Raw genomic sequence first — 19,298 nt, forward strand, 5'->3', positions numbered from 1 at the left:
GATCTGGCATCGTGGCGCAACACTTCATAGACTGAGAGTCTGATTACTCACCCGTTAATAGCTATGTCTCGCGCTTACGATACCTTTGAAACGCTACGCCAGCAGAACGCCGTGCTGCGGGAAACCGTTGCGCTGAATTCCGGTATTCAACTGGCAGCCTGGTACAACAAGCACGACACGATAACCGTAAAAAGTAATCACCATACCCTCAGCCTGTACGTGGCGGACGGTTATGAGAGCTATCAAAAAACGCCGGGCGGCTGGAAAAACGGCGGCGGCCCGGACCGTTTCTGTCTGATGCCAAAAGAGAGTGAATCGACGTGGGATATTCGCGATGACCTGACGTTTGTCCATCTCTACTGCACCGATGAGCATCTGCGTGATGTCGGGGAAAAAATCTGGGACAAGCGCCCGCTGTCCCTGACGCTGGATGAAAAGATCTTCGGCAGCGACCCGAAAATTACCGCGCTTTACCGTCAGTTTTTGCTCGGCTGCGACTGGCAGCAAAAAGCTAACCAGCTCACCCTGAGTACCGCGTCTACGCTGTTGATGACCCACCTGTTACAGCATTACTCCAGCGTGCAGTGGAAGCTGCCGGTGGTGACCGGCGGGTTGTCACCGTTTGTGCTGCGTAACGTGCTGGCGTTTATCGAAGAGAACCTTTCCCAGCCGCTGACGCTGGCGGAACTGGCCGAACAGGCCGCGCTGAGCGAGTATCATTTCGCCAGAATGTTCCGTCAGTCCATTGGGCTGGCGCCACATCAGTACGTGATGCAGCGTCGGATGGAGAAAGCCAAAGCGCTGGTGCAGCACACAACCACACCGCTCACGGATATCGCTCTGGCCTGCGGGTTTAACTCTGCCAGCCATTTCAGTAACCGCTTTCGCAGCATGATGGGCATAACGCCCTCGCAGCTACGCGCGGCGAAGGTGTGAAAAGACCGTATAACATACGCCGCCCAGCACCAGCCCCCAGAACGCAGAGCCAATACCCAGGATCGTGACGCCGCTGGCGGTCATGAGAAAGGTGACAATTGCCGCGTCGCGCTCCGTTTCGTTGTTCAGTGCCTGATACAGGCTCCCGCTAATGGTGCCCAGCAGCGCCAGGCCGGCGAGCATCTGGATCCAGCTCAGGGGAAGGGAGGCCATCAGCCCGGAAATGGATCCGCCAAAAATGCCCGCCAGGAGATAAAACCCGCCTGCGGCCATGGCGGCAAGCCAGCGTTTGCTGGCATCCGGGTGCGCATCCGGGCTCTGGCAAATCGCAGCGGTGATCGCGGCGATACAGATGGAAAAGACGCCGAGCGGGGATAACACCAGGGCCAGCCCTCCGGTGACGATCATCAGCTGTGATACGGCCAGAGGATAGCCAGAAGCCTGCATCGTGGCGAAGCCCGGCGCATTCTGGGACGCCATGGTGACCAGGAAGAAGGGCACGCCAATGCTTATCAGACTGGTTAACGTAAAGGTCGGTGCGATAAACGTGGGCATCACCACGGAAAGGGTTAACTCTTTTGTGACAACGTCACCTCCCGCCCAGGCCACCATACTGCCCACCAGCAACGTGGCGACAATGGCGTAGCGAGGGGCCAGCGCTTTGGCGAACAGCCATGCCGCCAGCATGCTGCCGCACAGTAAAAAATGTCCCTCAAGATTGCTGAACGCCTGCAGTCCAAACCTGAGCAGCACCCCGGCGAGCATAGCAGCGGCAAGGGAATGCGGGATAAGCTTCATCAGGCGAGCAAACAACCCGGTTACGCCGCACAGCAGAATGAGCGCGTTGGCAAAGATGAAAATCCCGATGGTCTCGGCAAGCGTTACCCCATGCAGACTGGTGGCTAACAGCGCCGCGCCGGGGGTGGACCAGGCGGTAAGCACCGGGGCTTTATACCACCAGGAAAGCGCCAGCGTGCTGACCCCCATACCTATCCCCAGGGCCGTCATCCAGCCAGCGATCTGCTGCGCGTTTGCGCCTGCGGCAGCAGCGGCTTGCCAGATAATGGCGGCGGAACTGGCATATCCCACCAGAACGGCGACAAAACCGGCGAGAACGGCAGGAAAGAGTGAGGATGAAGGGCGCATAAAAACTCCGTTGTGCGTTATAACGTCCGCTTTAAGGTAACACTGTGCGTTATAGCGTACAAGTGGTATGATCGGTCGCTTCAGGAGGGAACATGGACATCACACAACATCTTGCTTACACACTGAAAACCGAGCGTCAGGCGCGTGGCTGGAGCCTCGCCAGACTGGCGGAAGAGACCGGCGTTTCAAAGGCCATGCTCGGGCAAATCGAGCGCAATGAATCCAGCCCGACGGTATCCACGTTGTGGAAAATCGCCACGGGGCTGAACATCCCTTTTTCTGCCTTCATCACGCCGGCAGCTGACAGGCAGGCGGTATTCGACCCGGAGCAGCAGGCGATGGTGGTGAAACCGTTATTCCCGTGGGATGAGACGCTAAAATTCGACCACTTTTCGATAACCCTCGCTGCCGGTGCCCTGAGCGAATCCACGCCCCACGAGGCTGGCGTGATTGAACACGTGGTGGTGATCAGCGGCGAACTGGAGATGAACATCGATGGCGAGTGGCAGACCATTACTGCCGATTCGGGGGTGCGTTTTGCCGGGGATAAACCGCACGCCTATCGCAACAGCAGCGACCGGCCGGTGCATTTTCACTCCCTGATCCATTATCCCCGCTGAAGCGACGCAAAACTGTTTCGCTGCCGCATACTTCTGACTACAATAGCCGCCATTTTGACCATAACGGATAACGACGAAGTATGCGCCTGCAATCCCATCATCTCGAACTTTTAAGCCCGGCCCGCGACGCCACCATCGCCCGTGAAGCGATCCTTCATGGTGCTGATGCCGTCTACATTGGTGGACCTGGCTTTGGTGCCCGCCATAACGCCAGCAACAGCCTGAGCGATATTGCTGAACTGGTGCCGTTCGCCCATCGCTTTGGGGCGAAAGTGTTCGTGACCCTGAACACCATTCTGCATGATGATGAGCTGGAGCCTGCGCAACGTTTAATTACCGATCTCTACCAGACCGGCGTCGATGCCCTGATTGTGCAGGATATGGGCGTGCTGGAGCTGGATATTCCCCCCATTGAACTGCATGCCAGTACCCAGTGCGATATCCGCACGGTAGAGAAGGCGAAGTTTCTTTCTGACGTGGGTTTTTCCCAGATCGTGCTGGCGCGTGAGCTGAACCTGAACCAGATCCGCGATATTCACCAGGCGACCGACGCAACCATTGAATTCTTTATCCACGGCGCGCTGTGCGTCGCCTATTCTGGTCAGTGCAATATTTCCCACGCCCAGACGGGGCGCAGCGCCAACCGCGGCGACTGCTCTCAGGCATGTCGTCTGCCGTATACCCTGAAAGACGATCAGGGCCGCGTTGTGGCGTTCGAAAAACACCTGCTCTCGATGAAAGATAACGATCAGACCGCCAACCTGGGTGCGCTGATTGACGCCGGCGTGCGCTCCTTCAAGATTGAAGGGCGTTATAAAGACATGAGCTACGTGAAGAACATCACCGCTCACTATCGTCAGATGCTGGATGCCATCATTGAAGATCGCGGTGACCTGGCGCGTGCGTCGGCCGGTCGTACCGAGCATTTCTTTATTCCGTCAACGGACAAAACTTTCCACCGCGGCAGCACTGACTACTTTGTGAATGCCCGTAAAGGGGATATCGGTGCGTTTGATTCACCGAAGTTTATCGGTTTACCGGTGGGTGAAGTGCTGAAAGTGGCAAAAGATCACCTCGACGTGGAAGTGACCGAGCCGCTGGCCAACGGCGATGGCCTGAACGTGATGATCAAGCGTGAAGTGGTGGGCTTCCGTGCGAATACGGTGGAAAAAACCGGTGAAAATCGCTATCGCGTATGGCCAAACGAGATGCCTGCGGATCTCTACAAAGCGCGCCCTAACGCGGCACTGAACCGTAACCTTGACCACAACTGGCAGCAGGCGCTGCTGAAAACCTCGAGCGAACGTCGTATCGCGGTGGACATTGAACTGGGCGGCTGGGAAGAGCAGCTGATCCTGACCATGACCTGTGAAGACGGTATCAGCGTGACGCATACGCTTGATGGTCTGTTCGAGGTGGCAAACAACGCGGAAAAAGCCCTTAATAACCTGAAGGATGGCGTGGCGAAGCTGGGGCAGACCCTTTACTACGCGCGTCATATCGACGTTAACCTGCCGGATGCCCTGTTTGTTCCGAACAGCCTGCTGAATCAGTTCCGCCGCGAGACGGCAGAAATGCTGGATGCCGCCCGCCTGGCTAACTATCCACGCGGCAGCCGCAAGGCCGAAACCGTTCCTGCGCCGGTTTACCCTGACACGCACTTGTCCTTCCTGGCGAACGTCTATAACCACAAAGCGCGTGAATTCTATCACCGTCACGGCGTACAGCTGATTGACGCAGCCTATGAAGCGCATGAAGAGAAGGGCGACGTGCCGGTGATGATCACCAAGCACTGTCTCCGCTTCGCCTTCAACCTCTGCCCGAAACAGGCGAAAGGGAATATTAAAAGCTGGAAGGCCACACCGATGCAGCTGGTGAATGGCGACGAAGTGCTGACCCTGAAATTTGACTGCCGTCCGTGCGAAATGCATGTGATTGGCAAGATGAAAAATCATATTTTCAAAATGCCGTCGCCGGGTAGCGTTGTGGCCTCCGTGAGCCCGGACGATTTAATGAAAACCCTGCCGAAGCGTAAGGGTAATTAATTACCGAAAGTGCGTGTCAGGTTTGCGCGATTTCTGCCACAGGTGGTGTTCGCGCAAACCTTCCGCTGACTCTTCTGCAACGCTGCGTAATTCATCGCTATCCGCTTCATGGCGGAGCTGATGTTCCACATTCTTTACCCACACATATTCATGGCCTTTATGTCCTGCCATCAGCTGACCTGAAAATAATCCACACACCAGCAATATCAGCGTTAACCCTTTTCTCATCATTATTTCACCGTTGAATGCCATCGCGGGACTATCATGCCAATAATTTCTTCGGGAAATTATTCAAAAATTCAAATTAGCGCAAAGAGAGTGTCAAATTCTGTGCGGCGACAGCCGTGATGAGACTTTTCCTAAAATTAGCATCAAGTTTGTTAACCGCCAATTCTGGTACGTAATTAGCCACTAGCTTTAAGGATAAATCCTATATAATGGTTAAACTCTGGCTAAGGAATGGGTCTTGTTAAATGAAAAAAATGATAGCGCTTGCGCTGCTGGTGGTTGCTGTTGGGGCGGGTGCAGGTATTTACTCTATTAGTAATGACGAACCAGAATATATTCAGTCCGCGAAAGCGCGTGTTGGGTCATATTTAACCAGCGATTACGGACGCGTGGCCTGTAATAGCACCAGAATTGATGACCAGCGCTGGCAATTAGGCTGCACCAATCAGGCAAGAGGTAAAACATTCGAGTTCGCGGTTTATCCGTCTGAAAAAGCACCGTATGGTGTGTCGCGTTCGTTTTATCTGGAAGCCATCAATGATGATGCAAAACAGAGCGCGGAGCAGGGTCTGATGCGTTATTTGCAAATCAACACCAAAGCGGGTTAATCAGGCTGTTTACCTTTCATTGAGACTATGGATGTTAGTTTGTAAGAGATCCGCTGCCCGGCCATGGAGTGTCGGGACGTAGAGACCAAAATACAAATCTATCCATGCAAGCATTTACCGCCATATTATGGCGGTTTTTTTTGTCTGCAATCGGGCCACTAGCGGGCAGGCCGCGAATAGTGTTTGCGATACTGGGCCGGTGAAAGGGCGAACTGCTGCCGAAAATGGTGACGCAGGGTCGATGCCTGACCGAATCCGGTCTGCTCCGCGATGCTGTCGATACTTAAGCGACTGCTTTCCAGATAATCTTTTGCCCTCAGCAGGCGCTCATTGAGCAGCCAGCGCGCGGGCGTGGTGCCGGTCGCATCCTGAAAGCGGCGCAGAAAGGTGCGTTGACTCATGCCAACCCGACGCGCCAGTGAATCAACGCTGTGCGATACGGCAAGATGGGTGTGCAGAAAATCAAACAGCTGACCGAGACGCTGACTTTCGCGCAGTTGCGCCACCGGGCGGCTTAGCTGCTGCGGCTGTGAGCCATCCCGGTGCGGGGGAATGACCAGACGACGCGCTACGGTGTTGGCGATTTCCATCCCATAATCCCGCCGGACCACGTGCAGGCATAAATCGATGCCTGCCGCGCTGCCCGCCGAGGTGAGAATGTCGCCGTCGTCCTGATAAAGTACATCTTCAACCACCTCGATGGCCGGGTAACGGGCCTTAAGCGCCTCAATATAGCGCCAGTGCGTTGTGGCTTTACGCCCATCCAGCAGCCCGGCAGCGGCAAGAACAAACACGCCGGAACAGATCGACAAAAGCTGGCATCCCCGCGCATTGGCCTTACGTAATGCCGCGCAGAGCGCGGGCGGAACCGGTGAATCCAGTCCTCGCCAGCCGGGCACAACGATCAGGTCGGCCGTCTCAAGAAGGGTTAAATCACCGTCGGTGATGAGGCGAATCCCCCCGGTCGCCCGAAGTTCACCGCTGTCTACGCCCGCCACGGCAAAACGATACCATTCGTCTCCCAGTTCCGGACGCGGCAGACCAAAGATTTCCACTGCCACGCCAAACTCAAAGGTACACAAACCGTCATACGCCAGCACAATGACCTGAGGGCGGGAAATCTGTCTTAAGTTTGTCATCTTTTTGCTGTTTTCTGGCATAAGCGAGCGCATTCACGGGCTGAATTTGTGGATAGAGTAGTGTTAACACAAACGCCAAAGATGAGGAAGGATCATGAGTTATGTTACTGAATTTCCGGCTGCTGAACCCCAGGAAGCCGTTACCCATTTTCTGCGCCGCCTGAGCGTCGAGACCGATTGCGCCGATGTGCATCATGCCATCACGAATCACGAACAGGATTTCGTCCTGGTGCACGTCGTCGGGAGCCCGCAGCAGTTCGCCCGCCGTCACGTTCCCGGTGCGCTACATATGCCGTGGCGTCAGATCACCGCCGAACGCATGGCCCAGTGGCCTGACGGCACGCTGTTTGTGGTCTATTGTGCCGGGCCTCACTGCAACGGTGCGGACAGAGCCGCGCTGAAGCTGGCGCGTCTGGGGCTGCCGGTGAAAATTATGCTCGGCGGGATCACCGGCTGGGAAGATGAAAAGTTTGAGTTTGCGAGCCAGGAATCGCTCTCCGCACTGTGAAGATGAATTTTTTTCAACACCCGTGAAATTTTCTCGTTTGCCGGCTGGCGGCAGGTATGACATCTTTTTTGGACATTTAGACATCCAGAAGTCTAAAGATTCAAATAATGAATTATCACTGCAGGCAATTATTGTCGGCAGATAAAGGAGATTTCCATGCAACGACACCATGCCCCATACCGCGCCGATGTAGTTGGCAGCTTTTTACGTCCGGATGCCATCAAACAGGCTCGCCTGAAATTCGCCAGCGGCGAAATTGATGCCGGGCAGCTTCGTGCGGTTGAGGATGAGGCGATCCGCCATGTTGTTGAGCAGCAGTGCGCCTGTGGCTTGCATGTGGTGACCGACGGTGAATTTCGTCGTGCCTGGTGGCACTTTGATTTCTTCGACGGTCTGCAGGGTGTTGAGCGTTACGATTCTCAGCAGGGTATTCAGTTCAACGGTGTACAGACCAAAGCCCACGGCGTGCGCGTGACCGGCAAGCTGGGCTTTGGCGATCACCCGATGCTGGAGGATTTCCGCTACCTGAAAAGCATTAGCGGCAATGCTCAGCCGAAGATGACCATTCCCAGCCCGAGCGTGCTGCATTTCCGCGGTGGGCGCAAAGACATTGATGCGACGGTCTACCCGGATCTGAAGGACTATTTTGACGATCTGGCGACCACCTGGCGGGACGCGATTCGGGCGTTTTACGACGCGGGCTGCCGTTATCTGCAGCTGGATGACACTGTCTGGGCCTATCTCTGTTCGGACGATCAACGTCGTCAGATCCGCGAGCGTGGTGACGATGCCGACGAGCTGGCGCGTATATATGCCCGCGTTCTGAATAAGGCACTGGAGGGCAAGCCGGACGATCTCACCATCGGGCTGCATGTCTGTCGCGGCAACTTCCGTTCAACCTGGATTTCCGAAGGGGGCTATGAGCCGGTGGCTGAAGTGCTGTTCGGGACGGTCAACGTGGATGCCTTTTTCCTTGAGTACGACAATGACCGGAGCGGTGATTTTGCACCACTGCGTTTTGTTCGCCCGGGCAAGCAGCAGGTGGTGCTCGGCCTTATTACCACCAAAAATGGCGAGCTGGAGAACCCGGAAGGGGTGAAGGCGCGTCTGGAAGAGGCGGCGAAATACGTGGCTAAAGAGCAGATTTGCCTGAGCCCGCAGTGCGGATTTGCCTCTACCGAAGAGGGCAACAGCCTGAGTGAAACCCAGCAGTGGGACAAAGTCCGCCTGGTGACGCAGATCGCCAGCGAAGTCTGGTAAATCTTCCGCCACAGCGCTGCATTATAAAAGTGCAGCGCTGTACCATTCTGAGTCGTTCTTTTTACATCCTTCGTTACCTCTCCTGTCATAGCGCTTTATCCATCCTGGCATCCTTTTTGCTCTCTCTAAGCTGACGTTTTTATTTTCTGCGTCCACGCCGTAACGGACGCCTTTGCACAGCTTTCTTTTTCAGGAGTGAAAATATGCACCGTCGTACCTTATTAAAAGCCTTCGCATTGTCCGCGTCTGTCGTAGCTATGGGGATGAGTTTTGGCGCTCAGGCGGCCGATACCATCAAGGTGGGGATCATGCATTCCCTTTCCGGCACGATGGCGATTTCCGAAACGCCGCTTAAAGATGTTGCGCTGATGACCATCGATGAGATCAACGCCAAAGGGGGTGTGCTGGGTAAGAAGCTGGAACCGGTAGTGGTTGACCCGGCCTCGAACTGGCCGCTGTTTGCCGAAAAAGCGCGCCAGCTGCTGAGCCAGGACAAAGTAGCGGTGGTGTTTGGTTGCTGGACGTCGGTGTCGCGTAAATCGGTGCTGCCGGTGTTTGAGGAGCTGAACGGACTGCTGTTTTACCCGGTGCAGTATGAAGGCGAAGAGATGTCACCTAACGTCTTCTATACCGGTGCCGCGCCAAACCAGCAGGCAATCCCGGCGGTGGAGTACCTGATGAGTGAAGACGGAGGCAGCGCGAAACGCTTCTTCCTGTTAGGCACCGATTACGTTTATCCCCGCACCACGAACAAAATCTTGCGTGCTTTCCTGCATTCGAAAGGGGTGGAAGACAAAGACATTGAAGAGGTATACACCCCGTTTGGTCACAGCGATTACCAGACAATCGTTTCCAGTATCAAAAAATTCTCTGCCGGAGGGAAAACCGCGGTGGTTTCCACCATCAACGGCGACTCCAACGTTCCGTTCTATAAAGAGCTGGCTAACCAGGGCCTGAAAGCTACCGATGTTCCGGTTGTGGCCTTCTCCGTGGGAGAAGAGGAGCTGCGCGGGATCGACACCAAACCGCTGGTGGGCAACCTGGCGGCGTGGAACTACTTTGAGTCCGTTGATAACCCGACCAACCAGGCGTTTGTGGCGGATTACAAAGCGTATGCCAGGGCACACAAATTGCCGAACGCCGACACCGTGGTCACCAACGACCCGATGGAAGCCACCTACGTCGGGATCCACATGTGGGCGCAGGCGGTTGAAAAAGCAGGTACCACCGACGTCGATAAAGTTCGGGCGGCAATGGCCGGTCAGTCCTTCAAGGCACCTTCAGGCTTTATGCTCACCATGGATGCCACCAACCACCATCTGCATAAGCCGGTCATGATTGGCGAAATTGAAGGTAACGGCCAGTTTAATGTGGTCTGGCAGACGGAACAGCCGGTGCGCGCCCAGCCGTGGAGTCCCTTCATTGCCGGTAATGACAAAAAGCCCGATCAGCCGATGAAAACCGCCAGCAACTAAGTTATCACCGCAGGGAGAAAAGTCATGAACGCCATACGCACGATCATCGCTATTGTGTGGCTTACCGGACTGCTGCCAGGGATGGTGCAGGCATCGGATGCCGACCAATTCGTGGCCGCCAGTCGCAGCCAGCAGGCAGAACTGTTGACGCAGTGGGCAACCGCGCCGGAGGCGGCACGGTTGCCGCTGCTCCAGGCGCTGCAGAGTGAAAGTCTCTACACCGACAGCCAGAAACATGCGTTTGCACAACGCCAGGGGGCAATGGTTCCCCTGGGTGAAACAAAAGCCGCAGCAGGCCAAACCAAAGCCGTGCGTCTGACCAACCGGCTGCGCAATCTGGTGGCGACGGCAATGGCAACCCATCAGCTTGTGAGTGACAGTGTCACGGAAAGGCGTGCGGCAGCCCGTCAACTCCAGCGGGATGCGCAGCCTGAAATGCTCGATTTCCTGCAAAAACGGGTGAGCAGCGAAACGGATGATGTGGCCCGTCAGTCGCTGAAGCTGGCGCTGGCGAACCTCCAGCTGGCAAGTCCGCAGGCTGCGGTACGCCTGAACGCTGTGGCGCTGTTAGGGCAATCAGACGATCCGGACGTTCAGTCCCGGCTGATGCCGTATACGCAGGCAGGATCGGAGCCGGATGCCGGCGTGCGTGCTGCCGCTGCCGAAAGTCTGAAACAGATTGAGCATCGCCTGATGTGGGGCGATCTGCTTGGTCAGGCGTTTATGGGGCTCTCGCTGGGGTCGGTACTGTTGCTCGCCGCGCTGGGGCTGGCAATTACCTACGGCCTGCTGGGGGTGATTAACATGGCTCACGGGGAGATGCTGATGCTGGGCGCGTACGCCACCTGGATGGTTCAGCAGGGGATGGCCGGGCTCGCCCCACAGTGGCTGGCGCTCTACCCGATCGTTGCGCTGCCGGTGGCGTTTATTGTGACCGCCAGCATCGGGATGGTGCTCGAGCGTACCGTTATTCGTCATTTGTATGGCCGACCGCTGGAAACGCTGCTGGCGACATGGGGTATCAGCCTGATGATTATTCAGCTGGTACGCATGACGTTTGGCGCCCAGAACCTGGAGGTGGCAAACCCGGCATGGCTGTCCGGTGGCGTGCAGGTGTATGCCAATCTGACGCTGCCATGGAACCGCATCGTGGTACTGGGTTTTGTGCTGTTGGTGCTGTTCTTCACGTGGCTCATTCTGAACAAAACCCGTCTTGGTCTGAACGTGCGCGCAGTGACGCAAAATCGCAGCATGGCGGCCTGCTGCGGGGTACCGACAGGTCGTGTCGATATGCTGGCCTTTGGGCTTGGCTCGGGGATTGCGGGTCTGGGGGGCGTGGCGTTATCTCAGTTAGGCAACGTTGGGCCAGAACTGGGCCAGGGTTATATCATCGACTCGTTCCTCGTGGTGGTGCTTGGCGGGGTGGGTCAACTGGCAGGTAGCGTGGCCGCGGCGTTTGGGCTGGGGATCTTTAATAAAATTCTCGAACCGCAAATGGGGGCAGTATTGGGCAAAATCCTGATCCTGGTGGCGATTATTCTGTTTATTCAGAAACGTCCGCAGGGGTTATTCGCACTGAAAGGGAGGGTTACTGACTGATGAGCCAGCCGCTTACCTTAACGCTGGCGCGCAAAGCGCCACGCACGACGCAGATAGCCGGTAGCCTGATCGTGGCCTGCCTGCTGATTTTACCGTTTTTCGCCTTACTGCCCGCGACGCATCCGCTGGCAATTTCGACCTGGATGCTCACGCTCACGGGTAAGATCCTCTGCTATGCCATTGTCGCCGTGGCGCTCGATCTGGTGTGGGGTTATGCCGGAATGCTCTCCCTGGGCCACGGTATCTTCTTCGCGCTGGGCGGCTATGCGATGGGCATGTACCTGATGCGCCAGGCAGCGGGTGACGGGCTGCCCGCGTTTATGTCGTTTCTCTCCTGGAGTGAACTGCCGTGGTTCTGGTGGGGGACGCAGCACTTTGTCTGGGCACTGGTATTAATTGTGATGGTGCCGGGGCTGCTGGCGCTGGTGTTTGGCTGGTTTGCCTTTCGCTCAAAAATCAAAGGGGTCTATTTTTCGATCATGACCCAGGCGCTGACGTACGCGGGGATGTTGCTGTTCTTTCGCAATGAAACCGGCTTTGGCGGGAATAACGGCTTTACCGGTTTTACCACGCTGCTCGGGTTTTCCGTTACCGCGACCACCACCCGTATCGCGCTGTTTCTGGCTACCGTGATGCTGTTGCTGATAGCGCTGGGCACAGGCTTCGCGCTGGCGAAAAGTAAGTTCGGTCGCATTCTGACCGCGGTGCGTGACGCCGAAAACCGCCTGACGTTTTGCGGGTACGATCCACGCGGTTTCAAGCTGCTGGTGTGGACACTTTCAGCCGTACTCTGCGGTCTGGCCGGTGCACTGTATGTGCCGCAGGTGGGCATTATCAACCCGGGTGAAATGTCGCCAACCAACTCAATTGAAGCGGCCATCTGGGTCGCGCTGGGGGGGCGCGGCACGCTGGTCGGCCCGGTGATAGGCGCGGCGCTGGTAAACGGTGCGAAGAGCGTCTTTACCGTCGCCCTGCCGGAATACTGGCAGCTGTTTCTGGGGCTGATTTTCATTGCCGTGACGCTGTTTTTACCGCGCGGTGTCTACGGTCTGTTTCGTAAGGGAGAACACTAATGCAGCCAGCCGAAGGATTATTTACCCGCCAGTTACCCGGGGATCGCTATCGCGACCAGACCGATCCGGTGCTGCAGCTTGAAGCCATCAACGTGAATTTCGATGGTTTTCAGGCGCTGACGGACCTCTCACTGAACATTGGCGTGGGTGAATTGCGCTGCGTGATTGGCCCCAACGGTGCGGGAAAAACGACATTAATGGACGTGATTACCGGCAAAACGCGGCCTAAAAGCGGCAGAGCGCTGTACGATCAGTCCATCGACCTGACGGCGCTTGAACCCGCCGAGATCGCCCGCCAGGGCATCGGACGTAAGTTCCAGAAGCCCACGGTCTTTGAAGCGCTCACGGTGTGGGAAAACCTTGAGATTGCGATGAAAACCGACAAATCCGTCTGGGCGAGCCTGCGGGCCAGACTCAACGGCGAGCAACGGGACCGTATTGACGAGATGCTGCTCTTGCTGCGGCTTGGCGGCGAGCGCAATCGCCGCGCCGGGCTGCTTTCGCACGGGCAAAAGCAGTTTCTGGAGATTGGCATGCTGCTGGTGCAGGACCCGCATCTGCTGTTGCTGGATGAACCGGCGGCCGGAATGACCGACGCGGAGACCGACTATACGGCTGAGCTGTTCAGAACCCTTGCGGGCAAACACTCCCTGATGGTGGTCGAGCACGATATGGGCTTTGTCGAAACCATTGCCGATCACGTGACGGTGCTGCACCAGGGACGCGTGCTGGCGGAGGGGTCACTTCGCCAGGTGCAGGCCAATGAGCAGGTCATAGAAGTCTATCTGGGACGCTAAGGAGCCATCATGTTACAGGTGAACGAACTGAATCAGTATTACGGCGGCAGTCATATTCTGCGCGGGGTCAGTTTTGAAGCGGCGACCGGTGAAGTGACCTGTCTGCTGGGGCGCAACGGGGTGGGGAAAACCACGCTGCTCAAGTGTCTGATGGGCCTGATCCCGGTAAAAACAGGAGACATTATCTGGCAGGGAAAAAAAATCACCCACAGCAAGCCGCACCAGCGCGTGCAGTCGGGTGTGGCCTATGTTCCGCAGGGGCGTGAGATTTTTCCACGCTTAACGGTCGAGGAGAATCTGTTGCTCGGGCTGTCACGCTTCCCCGCCCGCGACGCAAAGCGCGTCCCGGAGGATATCTGGCAGTTGTTCCCGGTGCTTAAAGAGATGAAGCATCGTCGTGGAGGCGATCTCTCCGGCGGTCAGCAGCAACAGCTGGCGATTGGTCGCGCCCTGGCGAGCCGGCCACAGCTGTTAATCCTCGATGAACCCACGGAAGGTATTCAGCCGTCGGTGATCAAAGAGATAGGCCTGGTGATCCGCAAGCTGGCGGACAGAGGGGATATGGCAATCCTGCTCGTAGAGCAGTTTTACGATTTCGCCGCTGAGCTTGCCGACAGCTATCTGCTGATGTCGCGCGGGACCATCATTCAGCGTGGACGGGGCGATACAATGGAACAAGAGGGCGTTCGCGGACTGGTTGCGATTTGAAATGTTATATTATAACATCCTCATTCTTATAAAACGGAGTGAGGAGTTTGTTTTGGCTGCACATATTGGCAAATTTGCAATGACTCTGGGGGCGCTGCTGGTAAGCGGTCAGCTGTTTGCCCATTCGCATGGTCATCAGATGACGGAAGCGGAACAGAAGGCGGCGAACGGCGTCTTTGAGGATAAAGACGTCAAAGACAGAAAGCTGTCTGACTGGGATGGGACATGGCAATCCGTCTATCCGTTTTTGCTCGATGGCGCGCTGGATCCGGTTTTTAAACAGAAAGCGCAGAAGGACAAAAAATCCTTCGACGAGGTTAAAGCCTACTATCGCACAGGGTATGCGACGGACGTTGAGGCTATCGGCATCGAAAACAACGTGATGGAATTCCACAAAGGTAAGGCGATCGGTCGCTGCCAGTATGATTACAGCGGCTATAAGATCCTGACTTATGCATCAGGTAAGAAAGGGGTTCGCTATCTGTTCGAGTGTAAAGATCCGGACAGCAAGGCGCCGAAGTTTGTCCAGTTCAGCGACCATACCATCGCCCCAAAAGCCTCTTCCCATTTCCATATCTTTATGGGCAACACCTCCCACGAGGCGCTGCTAAAAGAGATGGATAACTGGCCGACGTATTACCCGAACGAGATGTACAAACAGCAGGTGGTCGACGAGATGCTGCACCATTAATGGCCTGCCCGATGCCGGGTGGGCGTCATGCCGCCCGGCGTCGAGGACTTAAGCCACTTTCGGCATTTCGCACCACGACTTCACGCTCATTCCACGCAAAATCATCAGCCAGGCAATCACGATGGCAACCATCATGATCGCAAACAATGACCAGTGCGGCAGGTTGGTAAGGATAATACCGGTGATCATCGGGTTTGCCGCCGCCCCAAGCCAGCCCAGCGCCTGTGCAGAGAAATAACTCGCTTTCATACCCGGCGGGGCAATATTGTCGATCAGCATATATTCGCCCGGTGCATAGATAATCTCACCCAGCGTAAACACCGCTGCCGCAATGCCCCAGTAGACCAGGTTTTCCCCGGAGAGCATAAAACCGCCCAGACCCAGGACGAAGAAGAGTGTTCCCACCGTCATCAGCGGACGTATATTGGTGGCGGAGATCTTGCGACCGATAACGTATTGCAGGGTGACGACCACCGCAGCATTCACCGGCAGCACCACGGCGACCACGTTTTGCGCAAAGTTGCTGTCGGCATTCGCAGCCAGCACGTACTGCGAAATACAGCTGGCGAATGACCCGCCCACATACGACGCCAGCAGGCCGGAAAGGGTGTACCAGAAGAGGGCGCGGTCTTTAAGCAGTACTGACGGTTGCCACGGCATTTTCTCTTCGGTGGCATCGAGCGCAACGCTTTTTTGCACAAAGAAATGGATAAAACCGAGCGGCAGTGCGGCACAAAAAGCGGCCAGCCAGAACGGCAGCTGCAGGCTGTACATCACCAGTAAGGTGCCCACCGGCGGCCCGATCGTCCAGCCAATGTTCAGGAAGCTATAGTTTAGCGAGAAAACGCGCGCTTTTTGGCTCGAGGTCAGCACATCGGCAAACCAGGCCTTCAGCACCGTTGAAAATACCGAATAGGCGCAGTTAATCAGGGAAAAGAAGAGCACCACCAGCGTGACGTTATCCACCAGCGGGATAGCAACAAACCCGGCAATAAAGGCGACGATAGAAATCAGCATGTAGCGCTTTTTATCAAACTTATCGGCGAGGATGCCAAACCCCATACTGAATACCACACCGACGGTAAGCGCAATGGTCAGGGCATAACCAATATTCTCGACGCTCATATTAAATACACGCGTGAGATAGATGGTCATAAACGGCAGCGTTGCCCCACGACCAATGGTTAATAATAACGACGACGCCAGCAGCGCTGCGGTTGAGCGCCTGAGTGATGGTTTCATATTCCTGCCTGACAATTGCGTTTGTTTTTTTGAGCCGCAGAGATTCTGGCCGCGCTTGCTCGCCGCCATCCTGCAACGTGTATTATTTTAGGTATATATCAGGAGTATCACGACATAAGGGGCTTGTATAGCGCCTAATTTATCCGTAAGTGCTTCAGTTGACTGCCAGAAATAATGATCTTCTCGTGGCATGTTTTTTTCGTTACCTTGAAGTGTTTACAAAAATTTAATCATTCAGGGGCAGAGTATGACGCGAAAAGACGGGCTGCTGGCTTTGCTGGTGGTCATCGTATGGGGTCTGAATTTTGTGGTCATCAAGCTTGGGTTGCATAACATGCCCCCACTCATGCTGGCCGGTTTGCGTTTTCTGCTGGTGGCTTTCCCGGCGCTCTTCTTTGTCGCGCGCCCGAAAATTCCGTTCAGACTCTTACTGGGATACGGCCTGACCATCAGCTTTGGCCAGTTCGCGTTTCTGTTCTGCGCCATTAAGTTCGGGATGCCCGCCGGTCTGGCTTCTCTGGTGTTACAGGCTCAGGCGTTCTTTACCATCATTCTCGGGGCGTTTGTCTTTGGCGAGCGTCTGCAGGGTAAACAGCTGGCGGGGATCACCCTTGCGGTGTTCGGCGTGCTGGTGCTGATAGAAGCCAGCCTGAACGGGCAGCACGTGGCGTTACTGGGCTTTATGTTAACGCTGGCGGCAGGACTGAGCTGGGCCTGCGGGAATATCTTCAACAAGCTGATTATGCAGCATGAGGCGCGCCCGAAGGTGATGTCGCTGGTGGTCTGGAGCGCCTTGATCCCCATTGTTCCGTTTATGGTTGCGGCGCTCATTTTTGATGGGCCGGACGTGATGCTGAAAAGCCTGGTGGAAATCGATCTCACCACCATTTTATCGCTGATCTACCTGGCATTTGTGGCCACCATTATTGGTTACGGGATCTGGGGATCGCTGCTGGGTCGCTACGAAACCTGGCGCGTGGCGCCGTTATCCCTGCTGGTGCCGGTGGTAGGGTTGGCCAGCGCCGCGCTGTTGCTCGATGAAAAGCTGAGTGCGCTGCAGCTGCTGGGGGCCGTGCTGATCATGGCCGGGCTGTACATCAACGTGTTTGGTTTGCGAGTGCGTCGGGTAACGCGGGCAAGAGGATAGGCATAAAAAAAGCCCCGCATCCGCGGGGCAAAAACGAATCAGAAGCTGTGCTGATTATAATAAGGCACGCCTAACTCGTCGGATTTGTCACTACCAGCACCCATGTGGTTGAAGTCATAAGGTGACTGGTCATGTGCTGACGGCAAAATCATCGTGTCACGATTATTTTGCTGCGTTGCACGAGGGGTTTGCTCCGCGAAGGTCTGGCTGGAAAACAGCACCAGCAAGGCGAGGGCGGCGGAGGCTGTAACTTTCATGATTTCCTCGGTTACGTCTTTACAGGCGATGATTAACTACAATGTTTTAGTGGATACAGGTATCGGGATTCACCCGGCACGCTGGTAATACGGTATTTGTGAGGCGGCACGTCGAAGTAGTTCTTAAACGTACGCGTCAGGGTTTGCTGTGATTCAAAACCGTAACGTTCCGCCAGATAAAGGATCGGCTCATTGCTTTCTTTCAGCTTCTGGGCAATTTCCGTCAGTTTGCGGCTGCGAATATATTGACCTAATGAATGGCCGGTCTCTTTTTTGAACATCCGTTGCAGGTGCCATTTGGAGTAACCTGAACGCTCTGACACTTTTTCAAGGGAGAGCGGCGATTCCAGGTTATCTTCGATCCAGTCCAAAATGCTATGAATAGTAATAGCGTCAGTATTGCGTCTGGACATCGTCATACCTCTTTTTCTGTTTACGGCAGTATTTTCTTAAGCAAAAGCTCAAGCGTTGCCACTTCATCTGCCGTTAAGTTTTTTGTTAGTTCCTGATGCAGTGTTTGTCCTACTAGTTGATGACATTGCTCGCACATAGCCGCGCCATCGCTGGTGAGTTTCACCAGGACGCCGCGTTTGTCATTCGGGTTAGGGCTTCGTTCTATCCATCCTTTGCAAACGAGACGATCGAGCATGCGGGTTAGCGCACCCAGATCGACAGAGAGCACCTTTTTCAGCTCAACCGGCGTGATACACACTTCGCAGCGAATGGAGCACAGCACTTTGAACTGCGTGGCGGTGATATCCAGCGGTGACAGATAGTCATTGAGCAGGCGATCTTTTTTCTGGTTAACCATATGAATAAGACGACCCAGCGGAATAATGTCGTTAAAGAGATCACTGGTGCTTTTCACAATGGTTGCCCTGGCAAGTAGTTTAGTCACGGCAGATATTATTGCTCAGGCAAGTATAAGTCAACTGAATGGATCAGCGGATGCCACGAATTGCTAAAACGTTTCATGAACTTTTTTTGCATGCTTTCAATTCAAATAGATAACGAAGGGTTATCGTTAATGACCGTAAATAATCGTTACGTTGAGCGAATGGCTGAACGTCACACTTTCACCCTATAATTGCGGTGATAAACATGGATAAGGACAACGACGCACTATGTTGGATTTGATTAAAGCAATTGGTCTGGGGCTGGTGGTACTGCTGCCGTTGGCTAACCCGCTAACGACGGTTGCGCTCTTCCTGGGGCTGGCAGGGAACATGAACAGCGCCGAGCGTAACCATCAGTCGATGATGGCCTCGGTCTATGTGTTTGCCATCATGATGGTGGCTTACTACGCCGGACAGCTGGTGATGAACACCTTCGGAATCTCCATCCCGGGTCTGCGTATTGCTGGCGGACTGATTGTCGCCTTCATCGGGTTCCGTATGCTGTTCCCTGCGCAGAAAGCGCATGAGTCACCTGAGGCCAAAAGCAAATCCGAAGAGCTGGAAACCGAGCCCAGCGCGAATATTGCTTTTGTCCCGCTGGCGATGCCCAGTACGGCGGGGCCAGGAACGATTGCGATGATCATCAGCTCCGCGTCAACGGTGCGGGATGGCTCGACCTTTCCGGACTGGGTCATCACGGTTGCGCCCCCGCTGATTTTTGCACTGATTGGTATCATCGTATGGGCATCCTTGCGCAGTTCAGGCGCGATCATGCGCTGGGTCGGCAAGGGCGGCATTGAGGCGATTTCCCGCCTGATGGGCTTCTTACTGGTGTGTATGGGCGTGCAGTTTATTATCAACGGCGTGCTGGAGATTATTAAGACGTACCATTAATCACCCGCCCGGTAATGCAAAACGGCAAC

At 55.3% G+C, this 19,298-nt stretch carries 21 protein-coding genes; 14 read left to right on the plus strand and 7 right to left on the minus strand.

Going from position 1 to position 19,298, the window contains the following annotated elements:
* The first annotated feature begins 63 nt into the window (after window positions 1-63).
* Entirely contained in the window at window positions 64-936 is an 873-nt protein-coding gene (locus tag QMG44_RS06970; protein WP_086532529.1) for a helix-turn-helix domain-containing protein, read from the plus strand.
* On the opposite strand, the gene QMG44_RS06975 is transcribed toward QMG44_RS06970, so the two are convergent.
* On the minus strand, window positions 916-2,082 hold the full coding sequence (locus QMG44_RS06975; RefSeq protein WP_086532528.1) for a benzoate/H(+) symporter BenE family transporter: 1,167 nt from the start codon (window positions 2,080-2,082) through the stop codon (window positions 916-918). The two genes, QMG44_RS06970 and QMG44_RS06975, sit on opposite strands and share 21 nt — an antisense overlap.
* Window positions 2,083-2,174: 92 nt before the next feature.
* On the opposite strand from QMG44_RS06975, the gene QMG44_RS06980 reads away from it, so the two are divergent.
* A complete protein-coding gene (locus QMG44_RS06980) occupies window positions 2,175-2,702 on the plus strand; it encodes a helix-turn-helix domain-containing protein (protein ID WP_014170026.1) in 528 nt (175 codons plus the stop codon).
* Between the two features lie 80 nt (window positions 2,703-2,782).
* Window positions 2,783-4,747 (plus strand): U32 family peptidase, encoded by a 1,965-nt coding sequence (locus QMG44_RS06985; RefSeq protein ID WP_047744637.1) that lies wholly within the window; start codon window positions 2,783-2,785, stop codon window positions 4,745-4,747.
* On the opposite strand, the gene QMG44_RS06990 is transcribed toward QMG44_RS06985, so the two are convergent.
* On the minus strand, window positions 4,748-4,978 hold the full coding sequence (locus QMG44_RS06990) for a DUF2554 family protein (RefSeq protein WP_025204219.1): 231 nt from the start codon (window positions 4,976-4,978) through the stop codon (window positions 4,748-4,750). It lies immediately after the preceding gene.
* Between the two features lie 242 nt (window positions 4,979-5,220).
* On the opposite strand from QMG44_RS06990, the gene QMG44_RS06995 reads away from it, so the two are divergent.
* Window positions 5,221-5,583 carry a hypothetical protein gene (locus QMG44_RS06995; RefSeq protein ID WP_014170029.1) on the plus strand — a complete coding sequence of 121 codons (363 nt, stop codon included), beginning with the start codon at window positions 5,221-5,223 and terminating at the stop codon, window positions 5,581-5,583.
* Between the two features lie 158 nt (window positions 5,584-5,741).
* On the opposite strand, the gene ftrA is transcribed toward QMG44_RS06995, so the two are convergent.
* Entirely contained in the window at window positions 5,742-6,743 is a 1,002-nt protein-coding gene (ftrA, locus tag QMG44_RS07000) for a transcriptional regulator FtrA (RefSeq protein WP_032670382.1), read from the minus strand.
* A gap of 73 nt (window positions 6,744-6,816) precedes the next feature.
* Between ftrA and QMG44_RS07005 the strand changes: the two genes are divergently transcribed.
* The 8 genes from QMG44_RS07005 to zinT all read left to right on the plus strand — a co-directional run bounded on the left by QMG44_RS07005 (window position 6,817) and on the right by zinT (window position 14,833).
* Window positions 6,817-7,230: a rhodanese-like domain-containing protein gene (locus QMG44_RS07005; RefSeq protein WP_049022684.1), complete on the plus strand. Its 414-nt coding sequence runs from the start codon at window positions 6,817-6,819 to the stop codon at window positions 7,228-7,230.
* A 156-nt stretch (window positions 7,231-7,386) separates the two neighbouring features.
* Complete coding sequence (locus QMG44_RS07010) at window positions 7,387-8,490, plus strand: cobalamin-independent methionine synthase II family protein (protein WP_047356507.1); 1,104 nt, start codon at window positions 7,387-7,389, stop codon at window positions 8,488-8,490.
* Between the two features lie 203 nt (window positions 8,491-8,693).
* The gene (gene urtA / locus QMG44_RS07015) at window positions 8,694-9,965 is read left to right on the plus strand and encodes an urea ABC transporter substrate-binding protein (protein ID WP_086532527.1); all 1,272 of its coding nucleotides are present in this window, start codon (window positions 8,694-8,696) and stop codon (window positions 9,963-9,965) included.
* A 24-nt stretch (window positions 9,966-9,989) separates the two neighbouring features.
* Window positions 9,990-11,564 (plus strand): urea ABC transporter permease subunit UrtB, encoded by a 1,575-nt coding sequence (gene urtB / locus QMG44_RS07020; protein ID WP_086532526.1) that lies wholly within the window; start codon window positions 9,990-9,992, stop codon window positions 11,562-11,564.
* Window positions 11,564-12,637: an urea ABC transporter permease subunit UrtC gene (gene urtC / locus QMG44_RS07025; RefSeq protein WP_032678138.1), complete on the plus strand. Its 1,074-nt coding sequence runs from the start codon at window positions 11,564-11,566 to the stop codon at window positions 12,635-12,637. Before urtB ends, urtC begins: the two co-directional genes overlap by 1 nt.
* Complete coding sequence (urtD, locus tag QMG44_RS07030) at window positions 12,637-13,434, plus strand: urea ABC transporter ATP-binding protein UrtD (RefSeq protein WP_014170037.1); 798 nt, start codon at window positions 12,637-12,639, stop codon at window positions 13,432-13,434. The genes urtC and urtD overlap by 1 nt, the downstream gene beginning before the upstream one ends.
* Before the next feature lie 9 nt (window positions 13,435-13,443).
* The gene (gene urtE / locus QMG44_RS07035; RefSeq protein ID WP_014170038.1) at window positions 13,444-14,142 is read left to right on the plus strand and encodes an urea ABC transporter ATP-binding subunit UrtE; all 699 of its coding nucleotides are present in this window, start codon (window positions 13,444-13,446) and stop codon (window positions 14,140-14,142) included.
* Window positions 14,143-14,194: 52 nt separating this feature from the next.
* Window positions 14,195-14,833, plus strand: coding sequence for a metal-binding protein ZinT (zinT, locus tag QMG44_RS07040; protein ID WP_025204211.1), 639 nt, complete (start codon window positions 14,195-14,197; stop codon window positions 14,831-14,833).
* A 48-nt stretch (window positions 14,834-14,881) separates the two neighbouring features.
* Here the strand turns inward: zinT and ydeE are convergent, their stop codons facing one another.
* Window positions 14,882-16,075, minus strand: coding sequence for an efflux MFS transporter YdeE (gene ydeE / locus QMG44_RS07045; protein ID WP_047356503.1), 1,194 nt, complete (start codon window positions 16,073-16,075; stop codon window positions 14,882-14,884).
* Between the two features lie 247 nt (window positions 16,076-16,322).
* Here ydeE and eamA point away from each other — a divergent pair, with 247 nt between their 5' ends.
* Window positions 16,323-17,222: an O-acetylserine/cysteine exporter gene (gene eamA / locus QMG44_RS07050; protein ID WP_020884160.1), complete on the plus strand. Its 900-nt coding sequence runs from the start codon at window positions 16,323-16,325 to the stop codon at window positions 17,220-17,222.
* A gap of 38 nt (window positions 17,223-17,260) precedes the next feature.
* Here the strand turns inward: eamA and marB are convergent, their stop codons facing one another.
* Genes marB through marR form a run of 3 tightly spaced genes read right to left on the minus strand, consistent with a single transcriptional unit; the run spans window position 17,261 to window position 18,347 of the window.
* A complete protein-coding gene (gene marB / locus QMG44_RS07055) occupies window positions 17,261-17,479 on the minus strand; it encodes a multiple antibiotic resistance protein MarB (protein WP_014170042.1) in 219 nt (72 codons plus the stop codon).
* A gap of 32 nt (window positions 17,480-17,511) precedes the next feature.
* Window positions 17,512-17,892 (minus strand): MDR efflux pump AcrAB transcriptional activator MarA, encoded by a 381-nt coding sequence (gene marA / locus QMG44_RS07060; RefSeq protein WP_008502237.1) that lies wholly within the window; start codon window positions 17,890-17,892, stop codon window positions 17,512-17,514.
* A 20-nt stretch (window positions 17,893-17,912) separates the two neighbouring features.
* Entirely contained in the window at window positions 17,913-18,347 is a 435-nt protein-coding gene (gene marR, locus QMG44_RS07065) for a multiple antibiotic resistance transcriptional regulator MarR (RefSeq protein ID WP_020884159.1), read from the minus strand.
* A gap of 256 nt (window positions 18,348-18,603) precedes the next feature.
* Here marR and QMG44_RS07070 point away from each other — a divergent pair, with 256 nt between their 5' ends.
* Entirely contained in the window at window positions 18,604-19,269 is a 666-nt protein-coding gene (locus tag QMG44_RS07070; RefSeq protein ID WP_014170045.1) for a MarC family NAAT transporter, read from the plus strand.
* The last annotated feature ends 29 nt before the right edge of the window (window positions 19,270-19,298 follow it).

This window comes from Enterobacter sp. 200527-13, from assembly GCF_027924865.1.
GTDB classification, from domain to species: domain Bacteria; phylum Pseudomonadota; class Gammaproteobacteria; order Enterobacterales; family Enterobacteriaceae; genus Enterobacter; species Enterobacter ludwigii.